Origin of the sequence: Tenacibaculum retecalamus (genome assembly GCF_027941755.1) — a bacterium.
Lineage (GTDB): Bacteria > Bacteroidota > Bacteroidia > Flavobacteriales > Flavobacteriaceae > Polaribacter > Polaribacter haliotis_B.
In genome coordinates, this window is the sequence record NZ_CP115916.1 from 1,362,584 (window position 1) to 1,375,629 (window position 13,046).

At 29.2% G+C, this 13,046-nt stretch carries 12 protein-coding genes; 6 read left to right on the plus strand and 6 right to left on the minus strand.

All coding sequences use genetic code 11. The features are described from left to right. The 3 genes from PG912_RS06530 to PG912_RS06540 all read right to left on the minus strand — a co-directional run bounded on the left by PG912_RS06530 (window position 1) and on the right by PG912_RS06540 (window position 2,430). Complete coding sequence (locus tag PG912_RS06530; protein ID WP_275688942.1) at window positions 1-417, minus strand: hypothetical protein; 417 nt, start codon at window positions 415-417, stop codon at window positions 1-3. After that, on the minus strand, window positions 417-1,760 hold the full coding sequence (gene purB, locus PG912_RS06535; protein WP_275688943.1) for an adenylosuccinate lyase: 1,344 nt from the start codon (window positions 1,758-1,760) through the stop codon (window positions 417-419). The genes PG912_RS06530 and purB overlap by 1 nt, the downstream gene beginning before the upstream one ends. Window positions 1,761-1,833: 73 nt before the next feature. Then, a complete protein-coding gene (locus PG912_RS06540; protein WP_275688944.1) occupies window positions 1,834-2,430 on the minus strand; it encodes a Crp/Fnr family transcriptional regulator in 597 nt (198 codons plus the stop codon). 69 nt (window positions 2,431-2,499) lie between these two features. Here PG912_RS06540 and PG912_RS06545 point away from each other — a divergent pair, with 69 nt between their 5' ends. Then, complete coding sequence (locus PG912_RS06545) at window positions 2,500-2,898, plus strand: group III truncated hemoglobin (protein WP_260585897.1); 399 nt, start codon at window positions 2,500-2,502, stop codon at window positions 2,896-2,898. On the opposite strand, the gene PG912_RS06550 is transcribed toward PG912_RS06545, so the two are convergent. Beyond that, window positions 2,888-3,226 carry a hypothetical protein gene (locus tag PG912_RS06550; protein ID WP_275688945.1) on the minus strand — a complete coding sequence of 113 codons (339 nt, stop codon included), beginning with the start codon at window positions 3,224-3,226 and terminating at the stop codon, window positions 2,888-2,890. The two genes, PG912_RS06545 and PG912_RS06550, sit on opposite strands and share 11 nt — an antisense overlap. 132 nt (window positions 3,227-3,358) lie before the next feature. Here PG912_RS06550 and PG912_RS06555 point away from each other — a divergent pair, with 132 nt between their 5' ends. The 5 genes from PG912_RS06555 (at window position 3,359) to PG912_RS06575 (ending at window position 9,410) form a co-directional block, all read left to right on the plus strand. Further along, window positions 3,359-5,377 carry a VWA domain-containing protein gene (locus PG912_RS06555; protein ID WP_275688946.1) on the plus strand — a complete coding sequence of 673 codons (2,019 nt, stop codon included), beginning with the start codon at window positions 3,359-3,361 and terminating at the stop codon, window positions 5,375-5,377. Window positions 5,378-5,441: 64 nt separating this feature from the next. Then, window positions 5,442-5,831, plus strand: coding sequence for an acyl-CoA thioesterase (locus PG912_RS06560; protein ID WP_260585900.1), 390 nt, complete (start codon window positions 5,442-5,444; stop codon window positions 5,829-5,831). A gap of 82 nt (window positions 5,832-5,913) precedes the next feature. After that, complete coding sequence (locus PG912_RS06565; RefSeq protein ID WP_275688947.1) at window positions 5,914-6,081, plus strand: hypothetical protein; 168 nt, start codon at window positions 5,914-5,916, stop codon at window positions 6,079-6,081. A gap of 247 nt (window positions 6,082-6,328) precedes the next feature. Next, entirely contained in the window at window positions 6,329-8,479 is a 2,151-nt protein-coding gene (locus tag PG912_RS06570; protein WP_275688948.1) for a TonB-dependent receptor, read from the plus strand. A gap of 94 nt (window positions 8,480-8,573) precedes the next feature. After that, window positions 8,574-9,410, plus strand: coding sequence for a prohibitin family protein (locus tag PG912_RS06575; protein WP_275688949.1), 837 nt, complete (start codon window positions 8,574-8,576; stop codon window positions 9,408-9,410). 32 nt (window positions 9,411-9,442) lie between these two features. Here PG912_RS06575 and PG912_RS06580 read toward each other — a convergent pair whose 3' ends face one another. Both PG912_RS06580 and PG912_RS06585 read right to left on the minus strand, forming a co-directional pair. Beyond that, the gene (locus PG912_RS06580; protein WP_275688950.1) at window positions 9,443-11,338 is read right to left on the minus strand and encodes a DEAD/DEAH box helicase; all 1,896 of its coding nucleotides are present in this window, start codon (window positions 11,336-11,338) and stop codon (window positions 9,443-9,445) included. A gap of 172 nt (window positions 11,339-11,510) precedes the next feature. Continuing rightward, window positions 11,511-12,866, minus strand: a complete 1,356-nt coding sequence (locus PG912_RS06585) for a hypothetical protein (protein WP_275688951.1) — start codon at window positions 12,864-12,866, stop codon at window positions 11,511-11,513. Window positions 12,867-13,046 lie beyond the last annotated feature (180 nt).

Sequence of the window (13,046 nt, forward strand, 5' to 3'; positions counted from 1 at the left end):
TTAGTTTACTTTATATACAGTTCCTTTTTGTTTAAAATTCGAATAGCCAATTTTTGCTGTAAAATTAAAAGAACTATCCGTTACTTTTGTAATTTGAACAAATATTGGGTCTTTGTCTAATTCAGTTTTCGGATGTTTCATTCGTAATGAATACGCGAAGTTATTTTTCCATTTGATAAAAAGTGTATCAATATGTTTAACTTCTTTTTCAGTAACTAAACTATCCGAAGAAATACTTACTATTTTAGAATATTCTTCTATTTGCAAACTGTCTTTTCGTACAATTGTAGTTTTACCATAACCGTTACCAGCAGGAATTTCGAAAGTTCCGTATTTAAAACGTTTATGATCTCCTTCTTTTTCTGGAGTACAAGAAAACACTAAAAAAACGACTAAAAAACTAAGTAAATACTTCATTAAATTCCGGTATAATTAGCAGGTGTAATTGCTTTTAATTCTTCTTTAATTTCAACAGAAACCTCTAAAGTATCAATAAAATTAGCAATTGATTTTTGATTAATTTTTTCGTTAGTACGTGTTAAACCTTTTAAAGCTTCATAAGGATTCGGATACGCTTCACGACGTAAAATTGTTTGAATAGCTTCTGCTACTACTGCCCAATTATTTTCTAAATCTTCAGCAAATTTAGTTTCGTTTAATAATAACTTATTCAAGCCTTTTAAAGTAGATGAAAAAGCAATTAGAGTATGACCAAAAGGAACACCTACGTTACGTAAAACAGTACTATCTGTTAAATCACGTTGTAATCTTGATATTGGTAGTTTTGCTGATAAATGCTCGAAAATAGCATTTGCTATTCCTAAATTCCCTTCAGAGTTTTCAAAATCAATCGGATTTACTTTGTGTGGCATGGCAGATGAACCAACTTCACCAGCTTTAATTTTTTGCTTGAAATAATCGTTAGAAACATAGGTCCAAACATCGCGATCTAAATCAATTAAAATATTATTTACACGCTTTAAACCGTCATATAAAGCCGCCATATGATCGTAATGCTCTATCTGAGTAGTTGGAAAAGAGTGATGTAAGCCTAAAATATCTTCTACAAAATGAGTTCCGAAATTTTTCCAGTCAATATCTTTATAGGCTACTTTATGTGCGTTAAAATTACCTGTTGCTCCACCAAATTTAGCGGCATGAGGTGTGTGTTGTATATGTATTGCTTGATTGTTAATACGCTCTACAAAAACAAAAAACTCTTTTCCTAAACGAGTAGGAGAGGCTGGTTGCCCATGTGTACGTGCTAACATTGGTATGTGATCCCATTCTTCTGCTAAATCAGCTAATTTAGAAACTAAACCATCTAAAGCAGGATAATACACTTCTTCCATTGCATCTTTTATAGATAGTGGAATTGCAGTGTTGTTAATATCTTGAGAAGTTAATCCGAAGTGAATAAATTCCTTGTACTTATTCAAACTTAGTTTGTCAAACTCTTCTTTGATAAAATATTCAACCGCTTTTACATCGTGATTAGTAATAGCTTCAATATCTTTAATTTTCTGAGCATTTTCGGTAGAGAAATCTTCATATATCTTACGTAAATCAACATATAAATCTTTATTGAAATCAGCCAATTGTGGTAAAGGAATTTCACATAAAGCAATAAAATACTCTATTTCTACTTTTACTCTGTATTTTATTAAAGCTTCTTCAGAAAAATAGTTGGCTAAATCAGCAACTTTATTACGGTATCTACCATCAATAGGAGAGATGGCGTTTAATTGTGTTAAGTTCATGTTTTGTTGTTGTGTTGTAAGCTGCAAAAATAGAAAATACTTGCTTTATTTAACTGATATAGGTAAGGAATTTTTAACGAAGCACTTTTCGCTTTAAAATTTTGAGAGCACCTTTTTTTTCTAACGATTTAATTACTCGTATTACGGTTTCTACGCGCAAGCCTAAAATATCCGCTATTTGCTGTCTGGTATAGTCTACTTTAAAGGTAAAATCACCGGTTACTTTATAAACATCGTTTTTTAAATAATCAATAAAGCGAAGTACTCGATGTGCGGGTTCTTGACTAGAAATCTCTGACGCTATAATTGCTTTATAGTACAGTCGTTTAGCTAAACTTTGCGTTATTTTTAAGTGAATTACAGGGTTTTCTTGTAGTAATTTAAATAATTGTTCTTTAGAAATAACTAAAATCTTACTTTCAGAAATAGTTTCGGCATTTGCTGGGTATTTTACGTCGATAAATAAAGGAGGTTCTCCAAAACTTTGATTCTTATAAAAAACACCTTGAATAAATTCTTTACCGTCGTCATTATAATTATTCATTTTTACTGCACCACTACAAATTTGATAATAATTATAGGCAGTATGATTTTCAGAAAATATAATTTCTCCTTTTTTAAAATCTTTATAATGTGCGTTAAATTTGAGTAAAAGTTCTTCTGGTATCATTATGATTTAAGTCATAAATTGCAATCGTATAAAGATATACTTTTACGGCAAATTAATATAATTTTTTAGATGGATAAAAAAGAAATAGAAAATAGAGAAGATGTGTATTTATTAGTATCAACTTTTTATGACAGCCTTAAAAAGGATGATTTTATAGGACCTATTTTTTTAAAAACTATTCCTGATGAAAAATGGGAATCACATTTACAAAAGTTGACTGATTTTTGGGAAACGAACCTTTTTTTTGTTAGAAAATTTAAAGGAAACCCGATGAAAGCACATAAGGATTTAGATAGTAATTTTAATCACACAATTTCTCAAGAGCATTTTGGGAGATGGTTGCAACTGTGGTTCGAAACTTTAGATGCTCTTTTTATAGGAACTAAAGCAAACGAAGCAAAAGAAAGAGCAAGGAATATTGCATCGATGCTCTTTTTTAGAATGTTTGACGCTAAACCTAAAGCATAAGCTGATAAATTATCAGCGCTATGTTTGCTAAAACAGCAAAAAAGAATGTCCAAACTACTGTTTTAAAACTACGCTGACTTATGGCTACTGCATTTGCGCCCATAGCAGAAATACAAGTAATTATTAGTGCGAATAAATTTACTTCTCCGTGAACAGCCAATGCTGCAGAAAAAGAAGCAATCATACTGCTAGCCATTAATAAAATTATTGAAATACCAAAAGCATTGCTTTCTTCTGCAGCTATTTTACTATTTATAGTCGCTAAAAAATTAAGTTTCGGAAAATTAATAGGTTCACTATTTACAATTAATTGTTCTGTTGTTACCATGCCTAATATATTTTATTACAAATTTACAAGTCAATGAGGTATTTGTTTTATGACCTAAATCATAAAGTAAAAAGAAGTTTGATTCATTTTATTTGATAGCTTTTTTTATCTTCACAATCTAAAATACTTTTATTGGAAACTAGAACCCTTATTTATATTATTGTAGCAGTTTTATTGAGTATTGCTGTTGCTTTTTTTCAATACTTTTATAAAACGAAAAATAATTCTAAAATTAATAGTTTACTTTTTGCTTTAAAAGTGTTGAGTATGTTTTTATTGATTTTATTATTTATAAATCCCCAAATAGAGACGATAGAAAAAGTAAATATTAAGCCTGTTTTATCTCTTATGGTTGATAACTCACTCTCAATAAAATATTTTAAAGAGGATAAAAAAGTAGCAGCTATTTTAAAAGAAATAAAAGAGCATAAAGAAATACAAGATAAATTTAATGTTCAGTTTTTTTCTTTTGGAACTAAAACTGCTGTTTTAGATAGTTTGTCTTTTGCAGAAACACAAACAGATATTTCTCAAGCAATAAAATCGGTTAACGAATTAAATAAAAACACTTTAAATGCAACGATTTTAATTAGTGACGGAAATCAAACTACGGGTAATGATTATGAATATATAAATGCTAAAAGTAAAATATTTCCAATCGTAGTTGGTGACACCACTTTGTATCAAGATTTACAAATATCACAGTTAAACGTTAATAAATATAGTTATATAAAAAATAAATTTCCTGTAGAAGCTTTACTTCATTATGAAGGAAAAGAAAAAGTAAGTGCAACTTTTTCAATTTCGAATGGCGGAAAAAAAGTGTTTTCAAAAAGACTTCAATTTTCTCCTTCAAACCCTGTGCAAACGGTTTTAACAAATTTAACTTCGGATAAAAAAGGAATTCAATATTATAGTAGCGCAATTAGTAAAATTGAAAACGAGAAAAACACCAAAAATAATTACCAAAACTTTTCGGTAGAAGTTATCGACGAGCAAACGAAAGTATTGGTTTTAAGCTCGTTTTTACACCCTGATTTAGGTGCTATAAAAAAAGCAATAGAAAGTAATAAGCAACGCAAAGTAACAATTGCTTTAATTAATGATAAAAAAATTAATTATGCTGATTATCAGTTTTTTGTTTTTTATCAACCTAATAATTATTTTAAAAAAGTATTTGAGAAAATACCTTCTAATTATTTGGTGGTTTCAGGAACGAAAACAGCTTGGAATTTTTTAAACACCCAAAAAATTGGAGTTACAAAAGAAGCAATCAATCAAACCGAAGATTATTTAGGGATTTATAATACAAACTTTTTAACTTTTTTACAGAAAGATATTGGTTTTAGTGAGTTTCCACCTTTACGAGATAAATTCGGAACTGTTCAGTTAACAGGTGATGCCCAAACTTTACTGTATCAAAAATTTGCGGGAGTAGAAACTACGCAACCATTATTAACCACGATAGAAAAAAACTCAAAAAAGCATGCTGTGCTATTTGGTGAAGGAATTTGGAAGTGGAGAGCTGCTAGTTTTTTAAAAGAACAAAATTTTGAAACGTTTGATATATTTCTAGGAAATTTAGTACAGTATTTGGCATCAAATAAAAAGAGAAAAAGACTAGATGTTAAGAGTGAGAACTTGTATGCTGCAAATTCACCAATTACGATGTCAGCTTTTTATGTTGATAAAAATTATCAGTTCGATAATAGAGCTTCGTTAGAATTAACGGTAACAAATAACAAAACAAAGAGTAAGAAGGTACTTCCGTTTTCGTTAATCAATAATTCGTATCAAGTATCGGTTGAGGGACTTTTAGCAGGTGAATATTCGTATAAAGTTTCGGTAACAAATCAAAAAATAAACAGCTATGGAAAGTTTAAAGTAACTGATTATCAAATAGAAGCCCAATTTACGAATGCAGATGATAAAAAAATGAATTCATTAGCTATAAAAACTAAGGGGAAATTATTTTATGCAAATGAAACCGAAGAATTATTACAAAGTTTAACTACGGATGGTTCTTATTATACGGTTCAAAAATCAATAACAAAAAAGCAAAATTTAATTGATTGGAAGTGGATTTTATTTTTAGTTGTTATTTTGTTCTCAACGGAATGGTTTATCAGAAAATATTATGGTAAAATTTAAAACACTGATAGTTTTAATCAATTAAATAGAAAATATTTATCGAAATTTGTGTAAAACGAAATATATGAAATTTAACACACGAAAATGGGTAAAACCAGAAGATTTAAATCCAAACGGAACTTTATTTGGAGGTAGATTATTACAATGGATTGATGAAGAATTAGGTATTTATGCTATTATTCAGTTAGAAATACCAAGAACTGTTACCAAGTTTATGTCTGAAATAGATTTTGTTAGTTCAGCAAAACAAGGTGATATTATTGAAATAGGAATTGAAGTTGTAAAGTTCGGATCAAGCTCAATTACATTAAACTGCGAAGTACGTAATAAACTAACACATAAAACTATTATTGAAATTGATAAAATAGTTATGGTTAGTTTGGGTGAAGACGGGAACCCAATAAGTCACGGAAAAACAGAAGTAGAATACGTTAAAGACAGGTTAAATAAATAAATCGTGCGGATTTTTTTATACTTTTGTATTTCCTTAAATTAATGAATTGAAAAATATTAGCATTATCATAATAACGTTATTGTTGTTTGTACCTCCGGTTCAAGCGCACTCTGATGCTATTATTTTTAATGATGGTAATATAATAGAAACTCATATTGATGAGATGGATACTGCGCATTCTGATACCCATCATCAAAATGATACAGAGGAAGAAAAAAAACGGAACACCATCATCACTGTATTTCTTTAGGAATATCGAATGCAATTATTACTTCAGAATTTAAATTTCAGTTTGAAAAATTTCTTCAAATTAAAAAGAAAATACACTTTCATAAAGTTCTAAATACGGCTAGTTTTTTAGATGAACTTTTTCAACCTCCAAGAGCATAATTAATTATAATTTTTTCAATTTCTTATTGAAAACGAATACATCTTTTTAGATAAAAAGATGTATAACTACACACTTACATTTATAATTAATTAAATCATTTAAAATGATGAAAAATATAGTCCTAACCATATTTCTATGGTTATTCGCAGTGAATTTAATCGCACAAAATTCAATTACAATTAAAGTAATTTCAGATGAAAAAGATCCGTTACCAGGAGCTTCAATATTTATAAAAAACACAAAAATAGGTAATGAAACCAATTTAGATGGATTAACTACTATGAACAATATTCCCTCTGGAAAACAAACACTTATAATATCTTTTATAGGTTTTACAACAGTAGAGAGAGTAATTCAATTTCCAACTTTAAAAAAACAACTAATTATTGAACTTCATGAAGATGAAGAATCATTAGAAGAGGTTGTAATTCAATCAACCAGAAGTAAAAGAAGTATAGCTGAAATACCAACACGTGTTGAAGTTATTTCGGCAGAAGAGCTCGGAGAAAAAGCAATTATGAATTCGGCAAATATAGCTATGGTATTGCGTGAGAGTACAGGAATACAAATGCAACAAACTTCGGCCAATTCAGCAAATCAATCTATAAGAATACAAGGGTTAGATGGACGTTTTACACAGTTACTAAAAGATGGGTTTCCGTTATTCGGAGGTTTTTCAAGCGGATTGAGTATTATGCAAATTCCACCTTTAGATTTAAAACAAGTTGAAATAATAAAAGGAAGTTCGTCAACATTATATGGCGGTGGCGCAATTGCAGGTTTGGTAAATTTAGTATCAAAAAAACCAAAGGAAACACCAGAAATTAGTTTAATGTTCGATCAGACTTCTCGTAATGGAAGTACTTTAAATGCTTTTTATAGCCAACGATTTGATAAAATTGGAGTTTCATTATATGGTTCTGCTAATCATCAAAATGCTACCGATGTAAATAATGATCATTTTACTGATATTCCTAAAGTAAGAAGTGTTAGTTTTAATCCATCTTTTTTTTATTATCCAAATGAAAAAGAACAATTACGATTAAGTTTAAACGCTTCTTTAGAAAATAGAATAGGAGGTGATATTGATGTTATAAATGATAATATGTCGCCAGAGCATAACTTTTTTGAAGAAAATAAAACGCAACGTTATGCTTCGCAATTAACATATAGCAATGATATTTCTGAAGATAAAACACTAACATTTAAAAATAGTGTAAGTTATTTTAAACGTAATTTAAGTTTACCTACATTTCAATTTAAAGGAAATCAAATAGCAACATTTACTGAGGCGACTTATAATTTATATAAAGATAATTCTGACTGGGTTTTTGGAGGGAATATTATCACAGAAAACTTTAAAGAAACTGAAACTACAAATTTAAATCGTAGTTATAATCAATTTACATTTGGTGGTTTTGCTCAAAATAATTGGAAATTTAATAAAAAAATGACTTTAGAAAGTGGTTTAAGAACTGATTATAATAATAACTACGGAACTTTTTTATTACCAAGATTGTCATTATTTATAAAATACAATGACGCTTTTTCAAGTAGAATAGGAGGTGGTTTAGGTTATAAAATACCAACTATTTTTACTGAAGATGCCGAACTGCGCTCGTACCAAAATGTATTACCCATAAATGTTACCAATTTTAAAGCAGAGACTTCTATTGGGGTTAATACAGATGTAAATTATAAAACTCGAATATTTAATGGTAAAATATCATTATCATTCAATCAATTAGTTTTTTATACGCAATTAAAAAACTCACTTATATTACAACAAAACGGTATTAATTATGAGTTTTCTAACGCTGAAAACACATTAAATAGTTACGGAGCAGAAACTAATTTAAAGTTTAAGTACAAGCACTTTATATTGTTTGCCAATTATGCTTATAATAATGTAACACTTAATACAACACAAAAAGCATTAACCCCGAAGCACAGTATTGGTAGTGTTTTAATGTATGAAGTACATGATAAATGGCGAATAGGTTATGAGGCATATTACAAGAGTTCTCAGCTAAGAAATGATTTAACAGCTACGCCCAATTATTGGACAATGGGTTTTATGGTAATGCGTACTTTCGGAAAGATTAGTTTGTATACAAATTTTGAAAACTTTACAGACACGAAACAACAAAATTATCAATCAATGATAAATGCACCACATAATGATCCAACTTTTACAGATATTTGGGCACCTACTGACGGGTTTGTTTTTAATACAGGAATTTTAATAAAATTATAAAAAATACAAATCACAATTATCATGTAGAGTTGTAAGACTATGTTAAGGTAATTGTGATTAATTCTGTACATTTGAATACACACAAATTATAAAGATGAATAATAATAAACAATTAGATTTACAATTGCCAAAAGGAGGAATTCTTTTAGGAGTTTTAGCAGTAATAGCAATTATTGCTTTTACAAAATCAACCGTAACTATAAAGTCAGGACAAGCAGGTGTTTTATATAAAACCTTTGGTGGCGGAGTCGTAACAGACGAACCAGCAATGGGTGAGGGGTTTCAGATAGTAGCACCTTGGAATAAAGTTTTTGTATACGAAGTACGTCAGCAAGAGATTTTTGAAAAAATGCAAGTTTTATCATCAAACGGATTAGAAATTCAATTGGAAGCTTCAGCTTGGTTTCAACCTCAATCTGAGAAAATAGGTTCATTACATCAAGAAAAAGGAGAGAACTATATTTCTAGAGTTATACAGCCTGCTATTCGTTCGGCAGCTCGTAGTGTTGTTGGTCGTTATACGCCTGAACAATTATATTCGAGTAAAAGAGATGTTATTCAAACAGAAATTTTTGAAGAAACCAAAAAGATTTTAGACAAACAGTATATTCAATTAAATGAAGTTTTGGTAAGAGACGTTACATTACCTCCAACAATTAAAACAGCTATTGAGCGTAAATTAAAGCAAGAACAAGAATCTTTAGAATACGAATTTAGATTAGTTACAGCACAAAAAGAAGCTGAAAAACAAATTATTGAAGCTAAGGGTAAAGCTGATGCGAATAAAATTTTAAGTGCTTCTTTAACTGATAAGATTTTACAAGATAAAGGTATTGAGGCTACATTAAAGCTGTCTGAATCACCAAACAGTAAGGTAGTATTGATTGGAGCTGGTAAAAGCGGAATGCCAATTATTTTAGGAGACCAATAAATTTCATTAAAATTTAAGCAAAAAAAAGCAACTCATTTATGAGTTGCTTTTTTAATATATAAGATTCTTTGCTTAGTCTCTTTTACGTTTTCTTCCAAAACCAGCAGAAGCATTACCATCACCACTACTTCTTCTAGAAGAAGATGAAGAACCACTGTCGTTACTACGTCTTCTAGAATCACTTCTGTTAGAAGATTCACCTCTACTAGAATCACTTCTTCTACCAGAACTTCTTGGCCTCTATCATTTCCACCGCTTCTTCTTCCGCTGAATCCACCACCGCCACCGCGAGGTTTTCTTCCGCCTCCACCGCCACCGCGATTAGATTTAGTAATTTCAATGTTTACAGAACGTCCGTTAAAGTCAGCATCATTAGATCCAAAAGCATCTAATGTTTCTTTTTCAAAGTTTTTATCAATTTCAAAGAAAGAAAAAGTATCTAAAATATCGATTGCACCGATTTCAATTTTATCTGCAATTTTTTGATCGTTTATTAAACCGATTAATGAAGCAGGATTCAATTTATCTTTTCTACCTAAGTTGATAAAGAAACGAGTCATGTTTTCATCATTAGATCTAGCTCTTGAACTATCTCTGTTTGATACATCGTTTAAATCGTCAGACTTGTTGTAGTAAGATAAAAATTTATTGAATTCTAAAGAAACGAATTTTTGAACTAATTCTTCTCTAGATAAGTCTTCTAATTTTTCATAGATACTAGGTAAGAATTCTTCAATTTGTTCAGTATTAACTTCAGTAGCTTTTACCTTTTCAATTAAATGCATTAATTGATTTTGGCAAATTTCTTTACCTGTAGGTACTTTTTTAGCTTCAAATTTCTTTTTGATGATACGCTCAATAGAACGTAATCTACCTTTCTCTTTATTATTTACTAATACAACAGAAATACCTTTGCTACCAGCTCTACCTGTTCTACCACTACGGTGATTGTAGTTTTCTATTTGGTCTGGTAATTTATGGTTGATAACGTGTGTTAAATCGTTTACATCAATTCCACGAGCAGCAACATCAGTTGCAACTAAGATTTGAATAGTTTTCTTACGAAATTTACCCATTACACTATCTCTTTGTTGTTGAGATAAATCTCCGTGTAAAGCATCAGCGCTATAACCGTCTTTTATTAGGTTGTTGGCTACTTCTTGTGTTTCTCTTCTTGTTCTACAGAAAATAATTGCGTAAATATCAGTATTTACATCTGCAATTCTTTTTAATGCTTGGTAACGTGTTCTTTCGTTTACAACATAGTATTCGTGAGTAACGTTATCTGATCCTTGATTTTTTTCTCCTGATGTAATTTCAACAGGATTATCCATATAATTTCTAGCAATAGCTTCTACTTCTCTAGGAAAAGTTGCTGAAAATAATAAAGTTTGTTTTGTTTCAGGAGTTGCATCTAATACTTTATCAAGTTCGTCTTTGAACCCCATGTTAAGCATTTCATCAGCTTCATCTAAAACTAGCCATTTTACGTTTCCTAATCTTAAAGCTCTACGATTTATTAAATCGACAGTTCTACCAGGAGTTCCTACAACTATTTGTGCACCTCTTTTTAAACCTCTAATTTGCTCTTCGATATTAGAACCACCATATACAGTTACCACTTTTAAGTCTGGTATGTATTTAGCGAATTCTTTAATGTTGTTTCCTATCTGAACTGCAAGTTCACGAGTAGGAGATAAGATAATAGCTTGTGTATTTTTATCTGAGTAGTCTATTTGCTCGATAATTGGTAAACTAAAAGCAGCAGTTTTTCCAGTACCTGTTTGGGCGAATGCTTTTAAATCTGCCGTAGATGAAATAATTTGTGGAATTGCTTTTTCTTGAATTACAGTAGGCTTTTCGTAACCTAAATCTGTTAATGCTTTGTTGATAGGCTCTTTTAAACCTAAATCTAAAAATGTTGACATATATACGTCTGTGTTCTTTTTAGATTCACAGACGCCAGTATCTGTAAACCTGATTCTTAATTTGGACAATAGATTATATGGCTAATAATCTGGTAGTTAATAATCTAAATTTCATTTTATTTCAAAAATAAAATCCCGCAAAGGTATGATAAATAATATAGATTATAGAGGATTATTTGTTTTTGTGTAAATTGCTTACTTCTAGATTAATTCCTTTAGAAGATAAACTAGTGTATCCGTTAGTTATAACACCTTTATTATCAATTAAAACTAAACGTGGAAACTTACTAGATGAAAAATTGTAAACAGTACTTTTTTTAGGTAAAGTATACTGGTGTTTTATATCAATTTTCTTAGTATATCTTTTAGAAGCTGTAGATAGATTAACAACCACAAAATTAACTTCAGGATTTTTTCTAATTAAATAATTAGTACGAGATGCAATCCATTCATCAGAAGCATGCTTATAATCTTTAAATAAAATAACAGTATTTTTCTTGCCTATTATTTCTGAAATATTTTTTTCTTCTCCTTTGGCATTCATTAAGTTAAAAGAAGGTAGTTTTTCTCCTGTGTGTAGTACTTTAAGATCGTTAATTAAACGTTGTATGTTTTTTTTATGTTCTATATCTGTATTCAACTTAAAAAAAGTAAAGAACATTTTATTTTTGTCTTTCTTATTAGGTTCTTTAAAGAAGTGGCGTACAACGGTGTTGTATAATAATTTATTTTTTATTTCTTCGGATGTTATATTTGAGTCTATATTATGTAATAAATCAACAGTAAAATTAGCTGACCTGTCTTTTTTAAGATATACGTCATTGTATAACTTATCAATCATAAAACTATAATACGGACTAAAGAAAATTAAAGAATCTTTCTTTGAATTGATGTCAGAACGATAATCAAAATAAGAGTCAACTAATTTTTCAGGGGTTTCTTTTTTGAAATTATGAATAGCATATTGTTCTAAATTCGCATAAATAGGATATAGTAAAGAAATATTTAGTATTTCTATAAAATCATTAGAAATTGTATTGTCACTATTTTTATAATTCTTAATAATATTATTCTTGATTTTTTTAAGAGAGTCAATTTTTTTTAGAAACGTATCTTGAGATAAGTTATAAAACTTCGAAAAATTTTTATTGTCTTGTTCCGTTTGTAAAAAAGATTCAATTAAAATATTGTTGCGTGCAGCATCTTTACCACTAAAAACCAAAGATTCATCAAAATCCCAAGTGTTTAGCCTAAAAAGTAAACTATCCTTAGGCTCTAAGTATACATATTGATGTTCTGATCCGTGCTCAAATAAATATAATCCTTTTTTAAAATTCTTATAAGAACCTAAAAAACTATTATCTTTCTTTAAATAAATAGTATCATTAAAGCTATAATTGTCTGAAAGCGTTACATAACTACATTTTGGATTGATGATTTTACCACCAAAATAAGTAGCTTTTGCAGCTTCAGGTTCATTACAACTAATGAGTGAAATTAATATAAAGGGTACTAAATATTTAGTCATGTTTTTGCGGTTCTCTTTTACAAAGATATAATGTTCAAAAATAAACATCTCTATATAATTTAGTTGTTAATTCATTGTTAAAAGAATTAAAAGCGTCAAATGTAAGATGTTAAATATTTCCTTGCAAATTCTTTTTAAGTCAGTATATTTTATACTTTTGCAGCCAATTTAAAAAGCTAT

Coding starts and splice junctions, on each gene's coding strand:
- PG912_RS06530 (WP_275688942.1), bottom strand. CDS start 417: ATGAAGTATTTACTTAGTTTTTTAGTCGTTTTTTTAGTGTTTTCTTGT.
- purB (WP_275688943.1), bottom strand. CDS start 1,760: ATGAACTTAACACAATTAAACGCCATCTCTCCTATTGATGGTAGATAC.
- PG912_RS06540 (WP_275688944.1), bottom strand. CDS start 2,430: ATGATACCAGAAGAACTTTTACTCAAATTTAACGCACATTATAAAGAT.
- PG912_RS06545 (WP_260585897.1), top strand. CDS start 2,500: ATGGATAAAAAAGAAATAGAAAATAGAGAAGATGTGTATTTATTAGTA.
- PG912_RS06550 (WP_275688945.1), bottom strand. CDS start 3,226: ATGGTAACAACAGAACAATTAATTGTAAATAGTGAACCTATTAATTTT.
- PG912_RS06560 (WP_260585900.1), top strand. CDS start 5,442: ATGAAATTTAACACACGAAAATGGGTAAAACCAGAAGATTTAAATCCA.
- PG912_RS06570 (WP_275688948.1), top strand. CDS start 6,329: ATGAAAAATATAGTCCTAACCATATTTCTATGGTTATTCGCAGTGAAT.
- PG912_RS06575 (WP_275688949.1), top strand. CDS start 8,574: ATGAATAATAATAAACAATTAGATTTACAATTGCCAAAAGGAGGAATT.
- PG912_RS06580 (WP_275688950.1), bottom strand. CDS start 11,338: ATGTCAACATTTTTAGATTTAGGTTTAAAAGAGCCTATCAACAAAGCA.
- PG912_RS06585 (WP_275688951.1), bottom strand. CDS start 12,866: ATGACTAAATATTTAGTACCCTTTATATTAATTTCACTCATTAGTTGT.